This window comes from Alteromonas sp. V450, from assembly GCF_001885075.1.
In the GTDB taxonomy this organism is placed as follows: Bacteria; Pseudomonadota; Gammaproteobacteria; order Enterobacterales; family Alteromonadaceae; genus Alteromonas.
The window spans coordinates 1,996,092-2,016,303 of the sequence record NZ_MODU01000004.1; the positions used below are offsets into that span (position 1 = coordinate 1,996,092).

A 20,212-nucleotide genomic window follows, 5' to 3' on the forward strand; every position below is an offset into this window, starting at 1 on the left:
AAGCAAACACTTACGTCAAAAAGTGGTGTTATTTTTACATTATGCGCCGCTCTTAAACGCCAAGCCGCCGTTGAAAAAATAGTTAGAACACTATACAATTTATTTTTATTGAACGGTCAATCAATATAAATACACCTTAACGTTACGGCGGTGATTAGCAAAAACCAAACGCACGCTCAATACACAACCGAACGAAATAAGCTGTATTTCATTCATGCGAATACGTTTTTAAAAGTTCGCGCCACGCGCGAAAACCGAATTAGTTTCAATACAATTCATCGTTTTGAAACTCAGGTCGCGTATTAGGCTATATAGTTATTATTAATTCGAAATTTTCGCTTATAAGCGAGCGTTTTTTTAGAGCAGGAGTTTATGCATGTCATTACCGACTTATCAGAATTTTATTCACGGCAAGCCGATGGCAAACAAAAGCAAAGAAACCTTTGCTGTAACCAACCCCGCGACCGGTGAGGTAATTTACCACGTAGAAGTGGCTGATGAGTTTATTCAACAAGAAGCAATCAAAAGCGCTAAAGAAGGGTTTTCAGTGTGGTCAGCAATGATGCCCATTGAAAGAACCCGCATTCTTAATAAGGCGGTTGCATTGCTTCGTGAGCGTAATGACGAACTCGCTAAGCTTGAAGTACTCGATACCGGTAAGCCTATTCAAGAAGCCGACTGTGTTGATATTGAAACTGGCGCTGATGTCATTGAGTACTATGCCGGCCTAGCTCCTACTCAACTAGGTACCCAGCAACCTGTGGGTGGCGATTTCTTCTACACGCGCAAAGAAGCGCTAGGTATCTGTGCCGGTATTGGCGCATGGAACTACCCTATTCAAATTGCGTGCTGGAAATCAGGCCCAGCCCTTGCTGCAGGTAATGCGTTTATATTTAAACCGTCAGAAGAAACCCCAATGGGCGCGCTTAAACTGGCTGAAATTTTCACCGAAGCTGGCGTACCTGATGGCGTATTTAATGTGGTTCAAGGCGCAGCACAAGTTGGTCAATGGCTTACTAACAGCCCTGACATTGAAAAAGTATCGTTTACTGGTGAAGTGGGTACCGGTAAAAAAGTAATGCAAAGCGCGGCTGCGTCGAACTTAAAAGACGTTACGATGGAGCTTGGCGGTAAGTCACCGCTTGTGGTATTCGAAGATGCCGATATTAGCCAAGCTATTAGCGCCGCTATGCTGGGCAATTTCTATACCCAAGGTGAAATCTGTACTAACTGCACCCGTGTTTACGTTCAACGTTCTGTGTATCAAGCCTTCATTGACGAGCTTAAAACCCGTACCGAAAACAATATTGTTATGGGCGACCCGCTCGACCCTGACGTAAACCTAGGCGCACTTATTTCTAAAAAGCACCAAGAGCTGGTACTTGGCTATATTGCCAAAGGAAAAGAAGAAGGCGCTACGCTGTTAACCGGTGGTCACGCTGCCTCTCCAGCTTCTGCTCCTAACGGTTATTTTGTTGAACCGACAATTTTCACAGACTGCACTGACGACATGACTATCGTTAAAGAAGAAATCTTCGGGCCAGTAATGAGCGTGTTGGTTTTCGACGATGAAGACGAAGTGATCGCACGGGCGAATAACACTGAGCTAGGCTTAGCAGCGGGTGTATTTAGTAAGGATATCCAGCGCGCGCACCGCGTTATCCACCAGCTTCAAGCCGGTATTTGCTGGATAAATGCATATGGTAACTCTCCGGCTGAAATGCCTGTAGGCGGCTACAAACAATCTGGCATTGGACGTGAAAACGGCGTTGAAACGCTTAATAGCTACACACAGACCAAATCGGTTTATGTAGGTATGAGCCAAATTGAGAGCCCGTTTTAAGCCGCAGTAGGAGTACATATGCAGACATTTGATTACATTATCGTTGGAGCAGGTTCTGCTGGTTGTGTGCTAGCAAACCGCTTATCAGAAAACCCAAAGCACAACGTGTTGCTACTGGAAACCGGTGGCTCAGATAAAAGCATTTTTATTAAGATGCCAACGGCGCTGTCTATTCCTATGAATACCGACAAATATGCGTGGCAATTCAACACAGAAAAAGAGCCCTATTTAAACAACCGTGAAATGCACTGCCCCCGCGGCAAAGTGTTGGGCGGCTCGTCATCCATTAATGGAATGGTGTATGTACGCGGTCACGCCAAAGACTTCGACGAATGGGAAGCACACGGCGCAAAAGGTTGGAACTACCAAGCCTGCCTACCCTATTTCCAAAAAGCAGAAACCTGGTACAAAGGCAATGACGCTTACCGGGGTGGCAATGGTGAACTCGGCGTTAACAACGGTAACGAAATGAAGAACCCCCTTTATACGGCCTTCATTAAAGCCGGTGAACAAGCGGGTTACGACATCACTAGCGATTATAACGGCAAGCAACAAGAAGGCTTCGGCCCTATGCATATGACCGTGAAAGACGGTGTACGCAGTTCAACAAGCCGTGAATATCTTGACCCGGTAAAGTCGCGTAAGAATTTAAGTATAGTGACGGGCGCGCTGGTTACTAAAGTCGTGCTGGAAGATAAAGTCGCAAAAGGCGTTGAATATGTAGTTAACGGTAAAACTGAAACCGCCAGTACGTCTAATGAAGTGATTTTAAGTGCCGGCTCTATTGGCTCGCCACATATCCTGCAGCTTTCTGGTATTGGCGATAAAGACGTGCTTGAAAGAGCGGGTATTGAAGTTAAACACCATCTGCCGGGTGTAGGCCAAAACCTGCAAGACCACTTAGAGTTTTATTTCCAGTACAAGTGCAAGCAGCCCATTACGCTTAACCGTAAGCTCGGCCTAGTTTCAAAAGGCTTGATAGGCGCTCGCTGGTTGCTTAGCCGTTCTGGCTTAGGCGCTACGAATCACTTCGAATCTTGTGCATTTATTCGTTCGAAAGCAGATGTAGAGTGGCCTGATATACAGTATCACTTCTTACCTGCAGCAATTCGCTATGACGGTAAGTCAGCATTTGATGGCGATGGTTTTCAAGTGCACGTCGGCCACAACAAACCTAAAAGCAGAGGTAGCGTAACCGTTCAGTCGGCTAACCCGACGGTTCCGCCTAAAATTTTGTTTAACTACTTGCAACATCCAGATGATATCGAAGGGTTTAGAGCTTGCGTAAGACTTACACGAGAAATCATCGCACAGTCAGCATTCGACGATTTCAGAGACGGCGAAATTCAGCCCGGCGAGCACATTCAGACGGATGAAGAAATAGACGCTTTTGTACGTGAAGCCGTTGAGAGCGCTTACCATCCGTCGTGTTCATGCAAAATGGGTGAAGACGACATGGCAGTCGTCGATTCGAACACCAGTGTGCATGGTATTGAGGGACTGCGTGTGGTGGACTCGTCTATCTTCCCCACCATTCCGAACGGTAACCTAAATGCGCCAACTATTATGGTGGCTGAAAAGGCAGCAGACATCATTCTGGGTAACCCCGCTTTGCCGATACTCAATGTGCCGGTAGATATTCATCCTCACTGGCAAACAGCGCAACGCTAGACATTTGGATTAATTTGAAATGGTGCGCTTGTTTTAATAAACACGTGCGCCTGCAACGGCGACTGTTTGCCATCGTTTTACCTCGCTTTAGCGTTTGGCGTAGTGGGCGCTGCGGCCGCGGAAAAGGAAGAAACATGTTTATTTTATTATCAATATTGGGAGGGTAATAATGACAGTATGGCTCAGTGCAGGCATTATTTTCACTCTACTTTCAGTAGCCTACATTCTATTTAAATGGGGTAATATGAAAGTGGTAGGCGTCACGCCAGTGAGAACCTTTACCTTTATTGCTATTCTTTTTACCTCAGGTTTGGATGTGGGCCTCATCATGTTTCCACTTACTGAGTTTGCTGGTTATGCTGATATAAGCGCAAGTCCTGAATATGATTTCACCAATCCACTCGCCATTGAGTTTGGATTTTGGGGTTTCTTAATTTGGGGGTTCTACTTTCTTACTTGTTTTTATTTCTGCGTAATTGAGCCGAAAGTAAAGTTCTTCGAAGTTCCTGTTGTTAAATTCGTAAATAATGTAATCATCATCGGAACCTGTGCTTTCACAGCGTTCTTACTTCTGTCTAACCTTCCATGGTATTTACCGTCAATAGGCGACGGTGAATCAGTCGTTCCTGCGTTTTATCTAATTGTATTTGCAGCTATAGCCTTCGCGGTATATTCAAGCACTAGTATTAAATACGTGCGTATTTTAAGCCTTACAACCACATGGGTTTTTATTGCCTTAATTGTTGGCATGTGGGCCGCGGCATTTGTTTTTGGTGAAAGTGAGATAACGGCTTATTTTGCTAACCTCGGCCTTATTGGCGGTTACTTTTCAAACCTCGATAATTTCGTACTTCCCCTTAATGAATATCACGAATTCTATCTGTTCTGGTGGTTTAGCTGGAGTATCATGATAGGCCAGTTTACGTCTCGCTTCGTGGGTGGCCTAAAGACTTACCAAGTTATGCTAGCTATGATGGTTATTCCATCTATTCCTATCGCGGCATGGTTTTCAGTACTGTATCATTATCACAGCGCAGGGATCCCTACAGAAGGAATTACAAATATGGCGATGGTATTTGTAGGAATTGTCTTTGTCATCAATTCCCTTGATTCACTTATAAGGCTTTATACCGACAACCTGAATATGACCGTTGAGCGCATTGGCAAGGGTAATTATGTTGCGTTCAATTTTGTCGCCCTTTCGCTGCTTACGCTTTTATTCAAACTAGATTTCCTGCAGATCCAGTGGGTAGGCGCTCTCGTCATTGGTGTATTTTTTAGCTGCTTTGCGTTCATATTAAGCAACAAATTTAAATCCGTTACCGAAATTCGAACGTCTCCGAAAGAGAACACCATAGACTTCACAAAAATTGAAAACCTAAACTAAACATCGCTGGCTCTAGGTATCTAGAGCCATATTTCTATAATAAGCTGCGATGAGTGACCCAATCACATCAACCCAAAGAAATAAATAGTATGTTTAGAACGCCCATGCAATAAAACGACTTATTTTACTGCCCTGCCCCATATCAACTACCTTGCACTGCGCGGCTTCATAATAGTTAATACTGGTTTTAATGGCTTTTAAATGGGCGCTTTTTGATACCAAACAGGTAAACCACTGAATATTGTCTTTTACCAAAACACTCTCTTTTACCATGCGTTGAATAAACGCGAGTTCTCCGCCTTCACACCACAATTCATTGGCTTTTCCTGCAAAGTTTAAGCGAGCATTGTGCATTTCATTTACAGGCCCCTTATGCGTCGGCTTATTTGGGTGGCGCATTGTGCTTTGCTTCTCTCTATCGGCAACTGTTTTACCGCTTCGTTTTTGTTTATTACGAAGTAGATTTGACGTTTTTCGGCGCGTACCCGACAACGCTTCCTGCGCAGACTTATGAAATGGCGGATTGCACATAGAGAAGGTAAAACGTTCGTTTTCATGAACAACCCCCTTAAAAATATGTGAAGTATTGGCTTGTTTTCGAACGCTGAACTTGTTGGCCAATACACTATTTTTATTGGCTATAGCGCTAGCACTTTTCACTGAAGCATCGTCGATATCACTGCCTACAAACGACCAATCATATGACGTAACCCCAATAATAGGATAAATAGCATTGGCGCCCACGCCGATGTCTAACCCACGTATGCTTTGGTCCTGCGTATTTTTTCCATTGGCGCCCGTTGTCCTAATTAAGTCAGCAATGCCATGAATATAATCTGCTCTACCGGGCACTGGAGGGCACAGGTATCCATCAGGAATATTCCAATAGTCCAGGCGATAATAGTGATGGAGCAAAGCTGCATTAAGCATCTTTACGGCCTGTGGATCAGCAAAATTGATACTTACCGAGCCATTTTTAGTACTGACCAAAAACGGCTCAAGTGCGGGATATGACTGGCACAGGGCATCCATTGGATAGCCGTTCTTGTGGAGATTTTTTGGATGCATGAAGCGCTACTTTTTGTGTGAACTTAAAAACTGAGATTGTACGTTTTCATCGAGCAATTGGGCGCCATTGCCTTGGGCCGCCACTTTGTCGTCGGTATTGTAAAGCTTACAGCGCTCTAATGACAAACATCCGCAACCAATACAGCCTTCTAATGACGTTTTTAGACTGCTCAATGCGGCAATTTTAGCTTCGATATGTTGGTTAAACACTGTGCTTAGCTTTGCCCAATCGGTCTGCGTCGGCGTTCTGTTTTCAGGCAGCGTAGACAGAAGATGCTTTATTTGCGCTAGGGAATACCCCATGTTTTGCGCAATCAAAATAAAAGAAACTCTGCGAATAACAGAACGAGGGAATGCTCTGTTTCCGCCACTCGTTCGCACAGAAGGAATAAGTCCTTCGTTCGCGTAATAACGAATTAATGAGACAGCGTTACCAGTGCGTTTCGCTATAAAACCAATAGTTACCAAGGGTTCTGGTGCCATGTCGACTCTCGTTTTTACTCTCTGACTTACGGTGAAAAAAGCTCTTGATCTAAAGTTAACTTTAGATATTAAGCTGTTTTTCGTTGATTATCTACTTAAGGAAAAATTCATGACAGAGGCTTACTTAGAGCACACAAATATCACCGTTGAAAACCCTGATGCGTTGGCAAGCTTGCTTTGCACATTATTTGGTTGGACCGTTAGGTGGCGCGGTGGCGCGAAAAATGACGGCTATACCGTGCATGTAGGAAACAACAAAGACTACTTAGCACTTTACAGGCCCAAGGTGATTAAAGACATAGAAAGCAACTATGAAACGTTGGCAAACATTAATCATATAGGCATTGTAGTGCCCGACTTAGCTGAGGTGGAAAAACGCGTTCTATCACTTAATTTTGACACCTACAGTCACGGCGATTATGAACCCGGCAGACGTTTTTATTTTATGGCCCAGCGAAACATAGAAATTGAGGTAGTTTCTTACCTTTAGCGGTAATCACCACTTACCTCACTACAATGCCTTTAAACTTAAAATGGCATGGTTAGATCGTACTTATAATACAGTTGCGCGAGAACACCTTGCTCGCGCAATACATCTAGCTGTTGGTCGAACCTATTTTTTAGCGCTAAGCCTTTCGGGTTCTTTGCAAATGACCAATACAGCTCAAACTGACCAATTTCGGAGATTTCGAACTCAGCCTTGTCGTCTCGCGCTTCTAAAGCTTGTTGAACCATACTATCCGCACCAACATAAAAATCGACTTTTTCTTTAGATAACAGAGCGATACCTTTGTGCGAGTCTTGAACTTCAACGCCCATGATGGCACTAGACAAATAGGGGTAAAACACCATGTCTTCATACCCAGACCTGTACGCCCCCAGTTTTTTATTCAGCAACTGAATGTTAAGCGCGTCTTGCTTTCTACTGACCATCACAACTCTGTCAATAATAATAGGCCGGCGAGAATGATAAAGTGTTGAGGTGATGTGTACAGCGCCCGTCATATCGATTGAGGCTTGTGAGATATATTTCAGCGAGCGCTTCCACGGATAATACTGTACGTCCAATATAAAGTCAGGCTCAGGGTAAATGCTTCGCATAAGCTCATTGTAAAAGCCACTTCCATCATAATCGGTGTAACCTGTCCAATGATCTGTTCCCCACTTAATTGTTGTGTGCGCGAGTGAATTCATGCTTAGCATCGCCAAAAGCAACAGAGCAAAATAAACACAACGTTTCATCAAGGTATCCATTCGTTTGATTTATATATACAAAGACTTCATAGCATGTTAACGGTATACAGAATAGTTAAAAATTACACAGATGACGACCTAACCAACGGATTGCAAATGAAAAAAATTATTCTTTTTGTGCTTATGCTTTATTCACTCTCGACACTCGCTACTCCCGTGCTTTCGATGAAAGAAAGAAGCAAGTTAATCGACAACATTCTAGAACAACGTTTTAGTGACGTGTTACCGCGGATAATGGCGCGAGAAGGCATCGACATGTGGGTGCTAATGTCCAGAGAATATAATGAAGATCCTGTTTTAAAAACCATGCTGCCGTCTACATGGGTATCTGCAAGACGTCATACCATGCTCGTTATTTATGATCCTGGAAACGGTCAACCTCTTGAACGCCTTGCGGTAGCAAGGTATGCGGTAGGTGCACTGTTTGAAAAAGCGTGGGATAAGGAAGCACAACCTAATCAATGGAAAGCGTTAAAACAGATTATCGAAACGCGTAACCCCTCAAAAATTGCAATTAATGTATCTGAGGCATTTGCACTTGCTGACGGTATGTCCTCTACCGAATATAAAAAGTTTATGGCCGTACTTTCAGACGACCTAAAAAGTCGTGTTGTGAGTGGCGAAAAACTTGCCGTAGGGTGGCTTGAAACCCGCAGTGAACTTGAAATGAAGCATTATCCAGTGCTTACCCAAATTGGACACTCACTGATTTCCACAGCGTTTTCAAACGAAGTAATTACCCCCAACGTGACCACTACTGACGACGTAGTGTGGTGGCTGCGCGATCAAACTCGCGCACTAGGACTCACCAACTGGTTCCACCCCACTGTTTCAATTCAACGTCAAGACAGTGAAGTATTTAATCAGGTTGCAGCATTTAGCAAACGGCCAGGAGAAAATGTTATTCAGCCAGGCGATTTAATTCACGTTGACTTCGGTATTACCTACCTTCGACTTAACACTGACCAACAGCAACATGCGTATGTATTAAAACCAGGTGAAAATGATGCGCCTTTGTCTCTGAAAAAGGCTTTAAAAAACGGTAACCATTTACAAGACATTTTAACGAGTAACTTTAAAGTAGGAAGAACAGGCAACGCCATTTTAAGCATGTCACGACAGCAGGCTATTGACCAAGGCATTACGCCGGCTATTTATACCCATCCGCTTGGTTTTCACGGGCACGCTGCAGGCCCAACTATCGGAATGTGGGACGCACAAGAAGGCGTGCCAGTTAAAGGTGACTACCCGATGTTCGAAAAAACAGCCTATTCCATAGAACTCAACGCAGCCAGCTATATTGAAGAATGGAATAAAGAGGTACGAATTATGCTGGAAGAAGATGCGTTTTTTGATGGAGAGAAAGTAATTTATCTAGATGGAAGGCAGACCAAATTTCACCTAATTCACCCTGCTGAAAAACAATAAATACATGTAGAGCTTTGTACTTATTTACAGCGGTGAGGGGTATCAATTGGCAAGAATAGCCAGTATTGAAAAAGAGAGTAAATGATAAAGCTCGTAAAGTGTCAGGCCTTTCGCCTTTTCAAGCGAAAGGCCATGAAACTGTACTAAATATTAGCAGTAGGTTGCTATCCTAAATCGTAGCCTTATTCAGCTGACGTGCGAACTACTACGTTTTCTACACTGTATTGACGAACGAAGTCAGACATTTCTTTGTGATTGCAGATGATATTTTCACCTTCCAAACCAAATTTTGCTAGTGCAGCATCTTTACCTACAGAAAGCGCTTCTAAACACGCTTGTGATGCTACGTCTTGGTTCTTAGCAACAAGAGCAACCGTTTTTGCATTTTCAGTGGCCTTGTTGTTTTTATACATATAAGCAAACGTGCGAAGTGATTCGCCGTTACAACGCACAGATGCACTGAACTCTTCAGCATTAAAACCATTTGCACGAATAAGGCGTAACGCAGGGCCGAAACCTTCTTTGGCCGCAGTTAAACACGCTTGTGTTTCGATGTTGTCGTTAATTGGCTTTAGTACTACATCTTTTGCGAAAGTTTGAGTAGCAGCAACAGATAACGTTAAAGCGACAGCGAAAGTAGACAGTTTCATTTTTGAATTCCTATTTTGTAACTAAATTAGATATCACCTAAGTGATGTGTACATTATGAACAACACTTTCAAAAAATAAAGCATTTTTCGTAATTAAATTACAAAAATAGCAAATTAAACAGACAGATTACGACAAAACTGAAAGTTATTTACAAAATTAAACATTTTTTGTATAAAAATTTACATATAAGTCGGTTTAGTTACAGGCTTACAGCACGGTGAAGCTAAAAAGCGCGCATGAATTTACGTTCAGCGCGCTTTGATTTACTCATGGTTTTGATTAACGATGCTTTTCAGCGTAGACATTTCAGCTTATAAAATCAGATCGTGCATCCAATTAAGCGAAGGCAACGGCTGCTCTGGTTGGTAAAAAAGCCGGTTTAATCTACCGAGCAAGTTTACTGAGCGACTCGGATCATGTGCTTTTACCCTGTGCTCACTCTCAGTAAGCATGAATTCCCATGGCTGAAGATTTAACTCATCTATTTCTTTTTGCGTAACGCCAAGCGATTGCAACGTCGACAAAATTCGTTCCGTCTTGCTTTCGGCTATAGGAATTACTGCATTGCCGTATAAATTATTAAGCGGCGCATTAATGGCTTCTAACGTATGATTAATTGCTGCCCACACCTCATCGTGATCAAACAGCCATCCACGAGGCGCATAATAGCCTTCTATTTCCCACTCGAACTCAGCGTTACTTGTGGCAATTGAGCTTTCCGCCTCTGGCGAATAAGATAAATCAGGTTTAGCACCGATGTTGTAAGCGTCTACGCTCATGGCAACACAAATAACCAAGTCGCCACAGTGTTGTTTATTTGTGTAGAGCGCTTCAAAAGCCGCCCGCTTCACGCCCATCCACCCGTGAACTTTAGAGGGCTGTTCAGCAAAGTGTCTTACATCATCGGGTAAATCTTCACCATAGTCATTAATAAGTAGAGGAAGCGGATTTTGATCTGGCGCTTCATCGGGCATCCACACTTCGTATTCTTGGCGGTTGTCTGCTTTTCCGCGACTTTTTATTCCATATGACAAATTAACAGGGCGGCAAATACTTCTATCTTCATCCACTTTGTGAAAATACTCAGAGCGCATGCGTTTGATAAATGGTGCGTCTAGCCCTGCTAGCGCTGCCGTTGGATAGCGATAACCTATTTCGCTATGCTTAACCATGTGCAACATGGGAATAGCCTGCGTTAACTTGCTCTTCAAACCCGATAACGCATTAACTTTGGGCAGTACAATGCTCCTCTCAGGCTCTATGGTAAGCCGACTTCCATCTTCGGTGACGAACTTTGGCGTTTTATAAAACTCATAGCCCGAAAACCCTAGGGTATCCACTGCGACATTTCTATAGTGAGAAAGCTCATTGAATAGCGCAGTATGATTGCGAATGTGTTTAAACAACGGTCTTGATGCGGTCATTTTTGCTTCCATTTCGGTTACTTCCTTTTAAATGCTGAGACTACTAACCTAACTTTGGTCCAAATAGCGATGCCATATTTGTGCGCCAACGTCATCGTACCGTTTCACAAGGTTGCGATAACGTTCACGCATCGTCACATCAACAAGTGGCGCTGGCAACAAAGGGTCAAAAACCAAGTGGTACAATGCCCTATCTCCTATGACATAAGACTCTTTTGTTGCATCTTCAAGAGATAACGACGGTAATCGGGCAAGAGACACCTCTATTTCGTTGCATCCCTCTTCGTAAAGCGTCTCTAAATTCAGGTGACGCCACAGCCCCATCGCCTTACTTTGTGTTTTATTGTCAAAATCGCTAGCACTAAATACTAGCGCTTTGTTCGATAAGCCGAGTGTATGAAGTTTATTCCTGATCTCGACCGTGCCGCCCACAAAATTGTTAGGCCTTATATAGGTATCGTTTACAAGCTTTCTCATACCCACCAGCTTAAGTGCACGTTCATTAGTTCTCAGCTGCTTTTTATCGCTTTTAGGAAACGTGCTGGTTTGGGCCACTACCCAATCGTTTTGCCAAGACACAAGTCCGTTTTCATCTTCTCGCCACTGATGTATTTCCCTGGCAAAACGCATGCCTTTATCGCCCAGCTTGTAATAACCCCGTTCAACCAAAGTGATAAGTTGTGCAGACTGCAAACGGGTGAGCGTTACGCGAATGTTGTTTTCAGAAATACCAAACAGTGCCCCTACTCTAACGGCTGCACCCGCGTTCATTTGAATGTTATCTCGTGAGCCTAGCAGCTTTAACAATAGCTTTCGTGCTGTAGGCTTTGTTTCTTTTTTAAGTTGCAAATTCTGTTTACTTCTTTGTTTAAACACACTCTATTTGGCTAGCAAGGCCGTGACAAAAACCTCACAAACCTTCTTTGAACTGTAATTAAATTCTGACGTGATAAAAGCCAAATATTTTATGTCCATCATTATATAAACACGCGCAAGGCACAAACATTACAAAAATAGGCCATTTGCAACAATCAATGTAATGTTTTATCGTAAAGGTCAGGCAAAACTATGCGCCTATTAATTGACTTAATGGAATTGCGATGACTTCATCAAACCGATTTGTTACTCACGTTGTAGAAAACCAGCCGACTCCCCTTTCCGACTATAACCTGTGGCAAGATGACGCATTACTTCGCGCGTTAGTAAACCAACAATTACCGTTAAATCACCAGCATGATATAGGCCTTTTACACCGTTACGGCCAACTTGCAGGTAAAGCACTTATGGAACACGGAGAGCTCGCTAATAAGAATAAGCCAACTCTCCACACATTCGATCGCTACGGCCGCCGCATTGACGATGTTGAATTTCACCCCAGCTATCACGCGCTTATGGAAAGTGCGATGCAGCACAATGTACATAACTATTCATGGAAACATGAAGGTATCGAAGGCGCACATACCATCCGAGCAGCCCTAATGTATATGCATTACCAGGCTGAGTCTGGCACGTCTTGCCCACTAACTATGACCCACGCAGCAATACCGGCCATGCGGTACGCAAATCACTTACCGCCCTACTACTTAGATAAAGTCATTCACGGTGTTTACGACCCTCGCACATTACCCGCTATTGAGAAACAAGGGATTACAATTGGTATGGGTATGACTGAGAAGCAAGGTGGATCGGATGTAAGGCGTAATACCACTACAGCGGCGAAACAGGCTGATGGAAGTTACCATATTGTCGGGCACAAGTTCTTTTTCTCAGCCCCTATGTGCGACGCGCATCTTATACTTGCGCAAGCCAAAGGCGGGCTAAGCTGCTTTTTGCTACCAAGAGTGTTAGAAAACGGTGAACTGAATAACGTTCGAATTCAGCGTTTGAAGGACAAGTTAGGCGACTGGAGCAACGCGTCCTCTGAGGTTGAATTTCAAGAAGCTACAGCATATCTAATTGGCGAAGAGGGCCGCGGTGTGCCGGTGATCATAGATATGGTGTCGCTTACCCGGTTAGACTGCATGATAGGCTCGTCAGCACTTATGAGGCAGTCGCTGGTACATGCTTTACACCACGTTAGCCATCGCGATGCATTCGGCAAAACCTTGGTCAATCAGCCCCTAATGCAAAATGTGCTGGCTGACCTCACCATTGAGTGCGCAGCAGCTACCGCGCTTACTATGCGTGTAGCCAAAGCGGTTGACAATGCATCGAGCAATAGCCATGAAGCGGCACTTGCTAGGCTGGCTACGGCAATAGGAAAATACTGGATTTGTAAGCGTACACCGATGTTTGTTAACGAAGCACAAGAATGTTTAGGGGGTATTGGTTACGTTGAAGAAAACCCTATGCCCCGCTACTACCGCCAAGCCCCGCTTAATTCCATATGGGAAGGCAGCGGAAACGTGCAATGCTTGGATGTTCTTCGGGCACTGGCCAAAGAGCCTAACATTAAAGCCGCTTTGTTCAACGAACTAAATACACAAACAGGCAAAAATAAGCACTACGATATTCATCTTGGTCAGCTATTTGACACACTTAACGACACGCAGAATATGGAAGTGCGTAGTCGTTATTTGACAGAACAAATGGCGCTAGCGCTGCAAGCATGCTCTCTGCTTGCCAACGACAATGTCTGTATCGACATTGCCCATACGTTCTGTGAATCAAGGCTTGGCAACGTGTGTGGGTTTGCTTTGGGTACATTACCCGACACTGCAGCGTTTGAAAAAATCATCTCGTTGGGGCAGGTTTCGTATGGCTAAATAGTTTACATGCGCTTTTTGTCACTAAGGTTGTGACTTTTGAACTGCTAAGAAATTATGTAGCGATGTGCCACCCAAAACTGAAGCCAAAGCCGAGTGCAAAATAGGGTTGAAATCACAGTTTCAGCGGATTGGTTGGTATCTTTGGAAGTGGTGTTATGATAGGACTTCCAATTGAAATAACTTCTCAAGCCCAATGCTTTGATGAGGTAAATTCAACAACAAACGTACTGCTAGGTAGCTGCATGTTAGATAGTGCGATACGCGACGTTGAGCTTTGCAATGGATTGCCATAATGTCTACTAAATTTTTTTCAATTTTAACTATTTGCTCAGTCTGTACCGCCGGTCTAATCTGGCTCATTGTTTCGAGTGAAAGCATAACTCTGAATACGCCTTTACAAAACAACGCCCGTCAACAAGAAACTCAAGATACAAGCAACGTCTCCATTCAGGCTGAACAAAACACAAAAGAAGAACAAGCAGAAACCTACAGTGAGCTAAAACAGTTTAAGTCAAAGCAAACTAACATCTATGCTTACGAAGATGACTGGTGCTCCATTTATTCTGATTTACACGGACAGGATAAAAAGTTAGCTCAGTTAGAGATGAGAGAGGCGTCTATATTAACTGGCGACATTGCTATGTATGAAGCTTATGACGGTTATATTGAGGTAGGAGACGTTGAATTAATAAAACCCTACAAAGAAATTGCACTGGACCAACTTATGGACCATGTTCAGAATAATGACGTGAATGCGATAATCGCGACATTGAGTCGCAGAGACGTTAGCTTTTCAAGACGAACTGAAGTGGCAAACAAAGCGCTTATGCATGGAATGACGGGTGAGGCGCTTACACTGCTTGTCATGCAAAGCATGATAGAAGCGAAGCGCCAATACAGTACAAATGGAAATGCTTTCAATGACAAAGTAAAACTGCAGGTTCAGCGCGCGCTTGCTTATGCTTTGTATGGAGTTGAAAGATATTCAACTAGAGGGATTGAACAACTCTCAACTATGCTTGAATGGGACAATGGCCGGTATAGTGATATTCGCTTTCACCCAGCTTTATCGTTTACCAGTGACGATTTTGACGAAGTAGATGATATGATTCTCCAAATAAAGCAACAAATCAATGAGCAACGCCTTGAAAGCGCTATGGCGCCTTTAGACGAAGACATTCCGAAGATTATCAAGCATAAGTTTGAACGTGATTTGGCCAGGTTGTATGCATTTTCACCCACGTTTACAAACAGGTATGCTGAAACGCTAGCTGACCGGTACCCACAAATAGCAAAAAACGACTGTGTTGCACAGTATGTCAAATTATTTTCAGGTAAGTGAAAACAGGGAAAATCATGCACAAAATTACTCAGGCACTCGTATGTGGCTTGTTATTAAGTTCTGGTCAAAGTGCTGCAAACGAAACGCAGTTCATGCTTCTTGAAAAACGAATGGATGCAATTGCAGAAAAGACAATTAGCGCAAATGGTCCCGGCTGCTCTATAGGTATAATTCAGAACCAACAGTTTATTTTTAAAAAGAGCTATGGATTAGCGAATGTAGAGTATCACATTCCACTTAATGCTAAATCGGTATTCAGAATGGCGTCTGTATCAAAGCAGTTTACGGCATTTGCCGTTTTACTTTTAGTCGATGATGGCAGCATCAAACTTGACGACGATATACGCCAGTATTTGCCCGAGCTAAAAGATTACAGACAAAAAATCACAATAAATGCGTTGCTTGGTCATTTTTCAGGTTTAGGCGATTTTGAAGATCATTTAGATACGCTACGCAACTCTTCTTTGAGCGGTTTCATGATTGGTAGTGAGCAGTTTGTTTCAAATGCAGAGTATTACGCGGTAATTAAAGACTTTCCCCTTGTACATCAGCCTAACACTTCCATGGAATACAGTAATCACGGTTACATTATTCTGGCGCAGCTGGTTGAGCGAGTAAGCGGAATGACGATACGAGAATTTACTGACAAGCGCATATTTTCGCCACTTGGAATGAATGATACATTTTTCTCAGACAGTGTAGAGGAGATTATCCCTAACAGAGCAACAGGGTATCGTTCATCAGAAACAGGTGAGCCTCTTAATCATTTAGCTGCTTTACACACTATTGGAGATGGCGGCCTATTCACTACTGTTGACGACATGCTTATTTGGGATAATCACTTCTATAACCCAAAACTGGGCAAAGAACCGCAAGCACTCATGGCGCTAATGAACAAGCCAAATATCAACATTCCCGATAGCGACGAACAAAAATGGTATTACGCCAATGGGCAAAATACTGATGGCCGTTACTTTTTTCATAACGGTGGCTGGGTGGGTACAGACACAAGTTATATAAGACGGCCTGATACCAACACCTCGGTTGTTGGAATGTGCAATTCGGTATCATTAAATGTCAATGACTTTACCTATGCAACCTTTGAAATACTGGCTGATCTAAACCTATGGGACGGTGAAGATCCATCGGTTTATTGAAGCAAAACGCACACGTGTCACGCCTTTTTCCTTGCCACCGCTAATACTGAGGACGTTTTCATGAAGGGCGCGCGCAGCTTGTCCAAGCCCGTAAATAAAACCAAGAACAGTAAGCTACCTATCGGATCAAACCATTTGGCCACTCTCGGCATGTTTAGCTTGTATTTAAATAAATGATGAAATGAATACAACCAGAACGAATGGCCAGGCTGGTACTTGATGGCAACTATATCAAAGCCATTGTCTTCAAGCAGCTTTACCAGTGTATCAACCGAAAACACATGCCAGTGACGAGGTATGTGATAGCCACCCCAAAACTGATTTTTAAATAGCTTTGCATCAACACTGTCAAAGTTAGGCGTTTCTAGCACAAGACAACCGTCTTTACTAAGCCATTGGTTAATCTTGGCGACAACTGCCCGGGGGTCTTCTACGTGCTCAATCACATGAAACATAGTAACCAAATCAAGCGACTCGGGCTCAATTTCTTTTACTTCTTCAACACGTGAATTAATACCGTTAAAGCCCAAGTTGTTTAGTTCGTCTACAACGCTTTGAGTCAGCTCTAAACCATAAATATCTTGCTTTTTGAGGCCCATATGATGCATTAGCTTTAGAAAGCGGCCCGAGCCACAACCAACATCTGCATAGGTTTTTGGCGTTTGCTTGAGATGTTTAAAGAAGCTTTTGAATTTTAGCTTATCTAATATTGCTTTGGCTTTCAGAGCAATGGGATGCACTTTAGTTTCAAAGTCGTACGAATAATAGTGCGGTGGATAGATAGTGTTGAGTGTTGCTACCGATGGCCGCGGGTTTAGCCAGACATGAGTGCACTGTGCGCACTGAACAAACTCCCAAATATTGGCACAGGTTTCAAGTTCATAGTCTTGACCTTTTGCAAATGAATGAAAAGATTCACAGTCACAAACTGGACATTGCTTTACTTTGGTAGTTTCGATTACAGGTAAATCGTCAGGATAATGGGTTGTCATTGCTTATTTGAGTATTCTTTGAGTGGTAGTTTTTTAAGGTAACTCACTAAGTAGTGAAAATAAGAATGCCTCCAAACAAGGCTGTCAGACAAGGGGTTATTCTTTATCAACTGGGTTGCTGGCAACAGGTTGTAATAAGGAATAGTGGGCCATAAATGATGAACTGCATGGTAGTTCATATTCATAGGCGCAAATATCATTTGCTCGATTTTATTACATTCAAAAGTGATTAAGCGGTGCTCATCGGCCACAGAGTCATGTTCGGGATGGGAATGTTCAGCAAACGAACGAATAAAATCCGGTACAAAAGTAAACAGGTACACTGGTAACGCCCACATTAAAAAATATCCCCACCAGCCAAAAAATACGGTTGTGGTGGCAAACAAAAACGTCTGAACAGCGATTAACACTAACACATCACGCGTAGTATAGCCTTTAGCCTTATTCGCCGACGCCCTGTCACTCATTTCACCTGGTGCAGGTTTGAAAAAGACATTAACGGCAGATCTGAATAGCGTTGAAATTCCCGTCAAATAAAGTACATAGCTCGTCGCTTCAGCCTTATTCGCACTCTCATACTTGTAACGGTCTGGATCTTGGCTGGTCCCAAAATACTTGTGATGATTAAGGTGATTTCTGTTGTTAAGACGGGTGATAGCAAAAATTGGTGCCAGCACAAAAATATCGGAAATGAGATCATTTTTGTCCTTATTGTTGTGCAGACGTCTGTGCAAGCCATCATGCCCGATGATGAAAAGTGCATAAAAACGATTGCCTACAATAGCGGCGCATATGAAGTATAACCAAATCTGTTGCCCCCATGCCGCCACGGCCCAGGAACCAATTATGACCAGCCAACAAACCGTAATGTCAAACAAGACTTTCGACGAATTGATGGTGTTCAAAGATTTCAACTGTTCGGTTGAGAGAAGCTCGCGCCGAGAGAGGTGATGTAAAGCACTCATTGTATTAGGGCGTTTTTTGTATCCGTACAACGTTTGTTTTGCAAATTAACATATTAGCTTAGATTTAGATAGTAGCAGCCAAAAGGACGCACGAACCTTTTACACCTTTTGACAATCCATTAAAGACCTTCAAATTACATATAAGCAGTTACACCACATTTTCCGCTTATATTAATTAGTTTCATGACACGTAGCGTACCCTGTAGCTCGCTAGTTCTTAAGATGTACACGTAGACAAACGGGTATATCTCACTTTATTCGTTGTAGTTTAAAGAAAGCATTTCCAAGGATAAATCAATCCGACACACATGCTTCGCTCGTTGTGCGGCTAGAACTGGAAATAGCGAAGTTCTCTTAGTAGGAATATTTTAGGCTATAAAGTTGCTTTTATTATTGTTCTTTTAAATAATCAATATTGCACGCTTACCGTTGAGGTCAAATCGGTCGACACATTTTATTACATCTGGAATAACTTACCCTGTAGAATGCACGTTTAACTATTAAGTAATATGGACATTAACAACAATGTTGGATTAAAAAGGAAACCATCATGTTAAGCAATAAATTCAAAAGCGTTCTTTGCATTTCATTTTTATTCTTTAGCTTTTCTGCGGCGGCCACGAATCAAGCCCAAGAAACAGCAGCAAAAAAATCAGAATCGTCTGTGGAAGTCATTGAAGTTAGGGGCGACAACTCGTTGTTAATGTTACGAGCACAAACGCGCGCTAGACAACGCGCATTTTATAACGAGTTGAACTCAATGCTAGAAGACGAACTGTTTCACGTGACATGTGAAAACAAAAGAATTGAGGCCAGAACGGGGTCTCACGTGGTACGTAAACAATGGCAATGCGTACCTAATTTTGCTCAAGCTATCGAAGATGAAATTAATTTTGGTACTGACGAAGGCCTGCTTGGACAAATCAATAACACGCTACGAGCGCAAGAGTTTAAAAAACGATACGCCGAAAAAGAGAAAGAGATGATGCTTTTAGTTAAACAAGCCATCGAAGACTCACCGGAGTTAAGTGAAAAATACGAAAGCTTTATGCAGGCGAAAGAAAACTATAAAACTAAACACTATGAAGCCTATGGTGCTTTAAGCAAACATGCGAAAGATGTTGCTCAACAGCCCGCATCGAATTAGTTTGAAAGGGTGCCGCGTGTGTGCCCCTCTTGCATAGGGGCACATCTTGTACGCGTTTTACGTAACCTAAAAAGGGTTAGTCGAATAGCCTTTTTGTGCCAAGCGAGCGTGCGCTGTCATAGCAGATAAGTCCATTTTTATTCCGTCAATCAACGCGGTATTCTCAACGCCATGCGCGGCGGCAGACTGGCCGCACACAATAACTTCAACGCCTTGTGCAATAAGTGCATTAAGCAGTGTCTCACTGCCATTTGTTTGGCCTGTACGCTGTTTGAAATGAGCGGACTTGAGCATTTCTTCTGTGGCAGAACCATGCACGACAAGCGCAAGCGAGAGGTTGTCATGTTTTACGCCGTTGGCAACATGCATATTAATAAAACGTGCAAGCGACTCGAACTTTCGGTTCACTTCTCCCGGTTCTGCTGCATTTGCAACGTCAAATGCAACTTTGAACGTTTGATTTTCAGGGAAACTGACGCCTTGCACATGCGCATGCTTACCAAACGAATTAAAAACCGGGCCATATTCAAAATCTGATTTGCCTAGGGCCTGTCCAGTCATGCCAAGCAACAGCATTGCGGCGATTGCAGCACAGCTTTTTCTTCTGTCCATACTCATGTTTGTAAATTCCT

At 43.1% G+C, this 20,212-nt stretch carries 18 protein-coding genes; 9 read left to right on the forward strand and 9 right to left on the reverse strand.

Annotation, left to right across the window (positions count from 1 at the left end; all coding sequences use genetic code 11):
- Nucleotides 1-376 precede the first annotated feature (376 nt).
- The 3 genes from betB (at nucleotide 377) to BK026_RS08750 (ending at nucleotide 4,901) form a co-directional block, all read left to right on the forward strand.
- On the forward strand, nucleotides 377-1,843 hold the full coding sequence (gene betB, locus BK026_RS08740) for a betaine-aldehyde dehydrogenase (protein WP_071815524.1): 1,467 nt from the start codon (nucleotides 377-379) through the stop codon (nucleotides 1,841-1,843).
- An 18-nt stretch (nucleotides 1,844-1,861) separates the two neighbouring features.
- Nucleotides 1,862-3,514, forward strand: coding sequence for a choline dehydrogenase (gene betA, locus BK026_RS08745; RefSeq protein WP_071815525.1), 1,653 nt, complete (start codon nucleotides 1,862-1,864; stop codon nucleotides 3,512-3,514).
- 169 nt (nucleotides 3,515-3,683) lie between these two features.
- Nucleotides 3,684-4,901 (forward strand): choline transporter, encoded by a 1,218-nt coding sequence (locus BK026_RS08750; RefSeq protein ID WP_071815526.1) that lies wholly within the window; start codon nucleotides 3,684-3,686, stop codon nucleotides 4,899-4,901.
- Between the two features lie 93 nt (nucleotides 4,902-4,994).
- Here BK026_RS08750 and rlmF read toward each other — a convergent pair whose 3' ends face one another.
- Both rlmF and soxR read right to left on the reverse strand, forming a co-directional pair.
- Entirely contained in the window at nucleotides 4,995-5,969 is a 975-nt protein-coding gene (gene rlmF, locus BK026_RS08755) for a 23S rRNA (adenine(1618)-N(6))-methyltransferase RlmF (RefSeq protein ID WP_071815527.1), read from the reverse strand.
- Nucleotides 5,970-5,975: 6 nt separating this feature from the next.
- Nucleotides 5,976-6,452: a redox-sensitive transcriptional activator SoxR gene (soxR, locus tag BK026_RS08760; protein ID WP_071815528.1), complete on the reverse strand. Its 477-nt coding sequence runs from the start codon at nucleotides 6,450-6,452 to the stop codon at nucleotides 5,976-5,978.
- Nucleotides 6,453-6,561: 109 nt separating this feature from the next.
- On the opposite strand from soxR, the gene BK026_RS08765 reads away from it, so the two are divergent.
- Complete coding sequence (locus BK026_RS08765; RefSeq protein ID WP_071815529.1) at nucleotides 6,562-6,942, forward strand: VOC family protein; 381 nt, start codon at nucleotides 6,562-6,564, stop codon at nucleotides 6,940-6,942.
- Between the two features lie 38 nt (nucleotides 6,943-6,980).
- On the opposite strand, the gene BK026_RS08770 is transcribed toward BK026_RS08765, so the two are convergent.
- On the reverse strand, nucleotides 6,981-7,694 hold the full coding sequence (locus BK026_RS08770) for an ABC transporter substrate-binding protein (protein ID WP_177247897.1): 714 nt from the start codon (nucleotides 7,692-7,694) through the stop codon (nucleotides 6,981-6,983).
- Between the two features lie 108 nt (nucleotides 7,695-7,802).
- Here BK026_RS08770 and BK026_RS08775 point away from each other — a divergent pair, with 108 nt between their 5' ends.
- Nucleotides 7,803-9,134 carry a M24 family metallopeptidase gene (locus tag BK026_RS08775; RefSeq protein ID WP_071817565.1) on the forward strand — a complete coding sequence of 444 codons (1,332 nt, stop codon included), beginning with the start codon at nucleotides 7,803-7,805 and terminating at the stop codon, nucleotides 9,132-9,134.
- Nucleotides 9,135-9,316: 182 nt separating this feature from the next.
- Here BK026_RS08775 and BK026_RS08780 read toward each other — a convergent pair whose 3' ends face one another.
- The 3 genes from BK026_RS08780 to BK026_RS08790 all read right to left on the reverse strand — a co-directional run bounded on the left by BK026_RS08780 (nucleotide 9,317) and on the right by BK026_RS08790 (nucleotide 12,058).
- The gene (locus BK026_RS08780; protein ID WP_071815531.1) at nucleotides 9,317-9,784 is read right to left on the reverse strand and encodes a DUF3718 domain-containing protein; all 468 of its coding nucleotides are present in this window, start codon (nucleotides 9,782-9,784) and stop codon (nucleotides 9,317-9,319) included.
- A 312-nt stretch (nucleotides 9,785-10,096) separates the two neighbouring features.
- Nucleotides 10,097-11,209: a hypothetical protein gene (locus BK026_RS08785; RefSeq protein ID WP_071817566.1), complete on the reverse strand. Its 1,113-nt coding sequence runs from the start codon at nucleotides 11,207-11,209 to the stop codon at nucleotides 10,097-10,099.
- A gap of 48 nt (nucleotides 11,210-11,257) precedes the next feature.
- The gene (locus BK026_RS08790) at nucleotides 11,258-12,058 is read right to left on the reverse strand and encodes a PaaX family transcriptional regulator (protein WP_071817567.1); all 801 of its coding nucleotides are present in this window, start codon (nucleotides 12,056-12,058) and stop codon (nucleotides 11,258-11,260) included.
- Nucleotides 12,059-12,309: 251 nt separating this feature from the next.
- Here BK026_RS08790 and BK026_RS08795 point away from each other — a divergent pair, with 251 nt between their 5' ends.
- The 3 genes from BK026_RS08795 to BK026_RS08805 all read left to right on the forward strand — a co-directional run bounded on the left by BK026_RS08795 (nucleotide 12,310) and on the right by BK026_RS08805 (nucleotide 16,476).
- Nucleotides 12,310-13,974 carry an acyl-CoA dehydrogenase family protein gene (locus BK026_RS08795; protein ID WP_071815532.1) on the forward strand — a complete coding sequence of 555 codons (1,665 nt, stop codon included), beginning with the start codon at nucleotides 12,310-12,312 and terminating at the stop codon, nucleotides 13,972-13,974.
- Nucleotides 13,975-14,269: 295 nt separating this feature from the next.
- Nucleotides 14,270-15,319 carry a hypothetical protein gene (locus tag BK026_RS08800; protein WP_071815533.1) on the forward strand — a complete coding sequence of 350 codons (1,050 nt, stop codon included), beginning with the start codon at nucleotides 14,270-14,272 and terminating at the stop codon, nucleotides 15,317-15,319.
- A gap of 14 nt (nucleotides 15,320-15,333) precedes the next feature.
- Nucleotides 15,334-16,476, forward strand: coding sequence for a serine hydrolase (locus BK026_RS08805; protein WP_071815534.1), 1,143 nt, complete (start codon nucleotides 15,334-15,336; stop codon nucleotides 16,474-16,476).
- A 17-nt stretch (nucleotides 16,477-16,493) separates the two neighbouring features.
- Here BK026_RS08805 and BK026_RS08810 read toward each other — a convergent pair whose 3' ends face one another.
- Nucleotides 16,494-17,468, reverse strand: a complete 975-nt coding sequence (locus tag BK026_RS08810; RefSeq protein WP_071815535.1) for a bifunctional 2-polyprenyl-6-hydroxyphenol methylase/3-demethylubiquinol 3-O-methyltransferase UbiG — start codon at nucleotides 17,466-17,468, stop codon at nucleotides 16,494-16,496.
- Entirely contained in the window at nucleotides 17,465-18,433 is a 969-nt protein-coding gene (locus BK026_RS08815) for a fatty acid desaturase (RefSeq protein WP_071815536.1), read from the reverse strand. Before BK026_RS08815 ends, BK026_RS08810 begins: the two co-directional genes overlap by 4 nt.
- A gap of 550 nt (nucleotides 18,434-18,983) precedes the next feature.
- Between BK026_RS08815 and BK026_RS08820 the strand changes: the two genes are divergently transcribed.
- Nucleotides 18,984-19,580, forward strand: coding sequence for a hypothetical protein (locus BK026_RS08820; RefSeq protein ID WP_071815537.1), 597 nt, complete (start codon nucleotides 18,984-18,986; stop codon nucleotides 19,578-19,580).
- A gap of 66 nt (nucleotides 19,581-19,646) precedes the next feature.
- Here the strand turns inward: BK026_RS08820 and BK026_RS08825 are convergent, their stop codons facing one another.
- Nucleotides 19,647-20,198: a DsrE family protein gene (locus BK026_RS08825; RefSeq protein ID WP_071815538.1), complete on the reverse strand. Its 552-nt coding sequence runs from the start codon at nucleotides 20,196-20,198 to the stop codon at nucleotides 19,647-19,649.
- Between the last annotated feature and the right edge of the window lie 14 nt (nucleotides 20,199-20,212).